Raw genomic sequence first — 1,621 nt, 5'->3', positions numbered from 1 at the left:
CAAGCAAACATTGTTGTTTGACCTTGCTCTAGTGTGTGACTTTTCAGCCGCAGCAGAATCAGATGCCATAGAAGATGCTATTGATTATGTGGCGGTTTGCCAGGAGATTGAGCGCATTACCTTAGCCAAACACCATCAGTTATTGGAGTATCTAGCAGACAAAATAGCCGCATCGCTATTTAATAGCTTTGCAATTAGCGCGATAGAACTAAAAATAAGTAAGCCTGGCGCAGTTCCAAACACAAGATCAGTTGGCGTTAGAGTGAAGCGAACACGAGAGCAGCATAGCCATGCCTAAGGTATTCTTGAATCTGGGCTCAAATGTTGAACGTGATCAGAACTTTCGCTCGGGCCTGAGCAGCCTGAAACGGACCTTTGGTGACTTATCTTTGTCTTCAATTTATGAAAGTGAGCCGGTTGGTTTTGACGGTGCGTGTTTCTATAACATGGCGGTATCAATCGAAACAGAGCTAAGCTTGCCCAAGGTTATAAAGGCATTAAAAACAATTGAAGATAGCCACGGCCGCCTGCGCGGAGATAAACACTTTGCACCAAGAACGCTAGATATTGATGTGGTCAGTTACGGGCAACTGACAGGTTTTCATGATGGAGTTGAGCTCCCGAGGCCGGAGCTATACTACAATGGCTTTGTTCTATGGCCGATGGCTGAGTTAGCACCGGATGATATCGATAGCAAAACTGGCTTAAGCTACCAAGTCTTATGGCAGCTTAAGCAAGTAGAAATCGAAGCGAAGCAAAAGGTATGGCGAATTGATCCAAGTTCAGTTGCTGCTATTCTCAAGCCTTAAGCTTATTTGTTTTCATGAAATCGGTGGTATTCAGCGATTAAACCGGCAGTAGAAGAATCTGCAGCAATGTTGGAATCAGCGTCTTCCAGTTGTTTGAGTACTTCGTTACCTAGCTTTTTACCTAACTCTACTCCCCACTGATCAAAAGAATTAAGCTCCCATATTACACCCTGAACGAAAACTTTATGTTCGTAGGCGGCAATTAGGGCACCGACGCTCTTTGGCAGCGTTTTCTCAATAAGAAAGGTATTACTGGGTTGATTACCTTTGTGCTCCATATGCTTGGCTATGAGTTTGGCTTTGGGTTCGTCGTAACCCCTATTTAATAATTCTTGAAAAGCCTGCCTTTCACTACGCCCCTGCATCAAGGCTTGAGTTTGGCTCAGGCAGTTAGCCAATAACATCTTATGATGAGAGCCTGATGGGTGATGCGTATCAAGCGTAGCAATGAAGTCACATGGGATTAGTTTAGTGCCCTGATGCAATAACTGGTGGAAAGCATGTTGGCCGTTAGTTCCAGTACCCCCCCATATTATAGGGCCTGTATGGTAAGTAAGAGCTTTACCTTTTGTAGATACGTGTTTGCCGTTACTCTCCATATCTAATTGCTGGAGGTGATCAGGAAGAAAGCTCAGATACTGATCATAAGGCATTACGGCATGTGAGTCGGCGCCAAAGAAACTGTGGTACCAAATGCCTAGCATTGCCATCAGGCTTGGCATATTCTGCTCAAAGGGAGCTGAGATAAAATGCTCATCCATTTCGTGTGCGCCTTGTAGCAAGGCTTCGAAGTGCTCATTGCCAATCATAAA

Annotated in this window: 2 protein-coding genes and 1 pseudogene; 2 read left to right on the top strand and 1 reads right to left on the bottom strand. The window is 44.7% G+C overall.

Annotation, left to right across the window (positions count from 1 at the left end):
• Positions 1-298 (top strand): dihydroneopterin aldolase (locus A3766_RS26285; RefSeq protein ID WP_068643289.1); only part of this gene is annotated, 298 nt, incomplete at its 5' end.
• Positions 291-809 (top strand): 2-amino-4-hydroxy-6-hydroxymethyldihydropteridine diphosphokinase, encoded by a 519-nt coding sequence (gene folK, locus A3766_RS26280; protein WP_068509996.1) that lies wholly within the window; start codon positions 291-293, stop codon positions 807-809. The genes A3766_RS26285 and folK, both read left to right, overlap by 8 nt.
• Before the next feature lie 2 nt (positions 810-811).
• Here the strand turns inward: folK and A3766_RS26275 are convergent.
• Positions 812-1,621, bottom strand: a pseudogene (locus A3766_RS26275) (glucose-6-phosphate isomerase); the annotation flags it as partial.

Source organism: Oleiphilus sp. HI0132, assembly GCF_001635845.1.
Note: the sequence above shows the minus strand (reverse complement) of the source record. Positions and strands in the feature narration are given on the sequence as shown.